The sequence below is a fragment of the Caballeronia telluris genome, from assembly GCF_001544495.1.
In the GTDB taxonomy this organism is placed as follows: domain Bacteria; phylum Pseudomonadota; class Gammaproteobacteria; order Burkholderiales; family Burkholderiaceae; genus Caballeronia; species Caballeronia telluris.
Genome location: NZ_FCNZ02000142.1, coordinates 1 through 798, shown reverse-complemented (window position 1 = coordinate 798; position 798 = coordinate 1). Strand labels below are relative to the sequence as shown.

At 62.2% G+C, this 798-nt stretch carries 1 protein-coding gene; it reads left to right on the top strand.

What is annotated here, in order from left to right:
• Positions 1–19 precede the first annotated feature (19 nt).
• Positions 20–798, top strand: a 779-nt coding sequence (gene tnpC, locus AWB66_RS32620; protein ID WP_235021364.1) for an IS66 family transposase, incomplete at its 3' end; no start/stop codon positions are given.

Genomic DNA, 798 nt, shown 5'->3' with positions numbered 1-798 from the left:
CCGTAGGGGACGCCCCGCGTTGCCAAAGGACTTGCCACGCACGCGCATCGAATATGACCTGAGCGACGAACAGAAGGCCTCATTCGACGCGCTTGAGCGCATCGGCGAAGAGCGCAGCGAGACGCTGCATTACGAGCCGTCAAGGCTCACGGTCATCGAACACATCCGCTTCAAGTATGCAGCGAAGAAGGATGGCGAGTCGACCATCGTGACAGCGAGCGCTCAGCCCTCGCCGCTGCCCAAGAGTAATGCGAGCGCAAGCCTGCTCGCAAATATCCTGGTCAACACCTACGTCGATCATCTGCCCTTGAATCGGCAAGAGATGCGCTATGCGCGCCGCGGTATTCACCTGCCACGGGCCACGCTGTGCGAATGGAAGCTGGCCGCGGCAGAATTGCTCGGCGTGCTTATGCCACCGCTGCGTGCGCACCAGTTGCAGGCGCCTCGCATGCACGTCGACGACACGACACTGCCTTTGCTCGAGAAGGGCCGCAAGACCACCCGCACTGCGCGATTATGGGGCTATCTGGGTGCTGGCCAACGCGAGGAACATGGCGTCTGGGTAGATCACCCTCCGGCGGTCGTGTTTGAGTTCGCTGAGTCGCGCGCGGGCTCCCATCCGCAGCGTTACCTGCAAAACTACAGAGGCTATTTGCAGGCGGACGCGTACAGCGGGCACGAGGCGCTCTACGAAACCGGCGACATCATCGCGGTTGGTTGTTGGGCGCATTGCCGTCGACGGTTCGTTGAGATCGCCAAAACCCAAAGCAAGCCGGGGCTCGCGGCACAGGCGCTGCA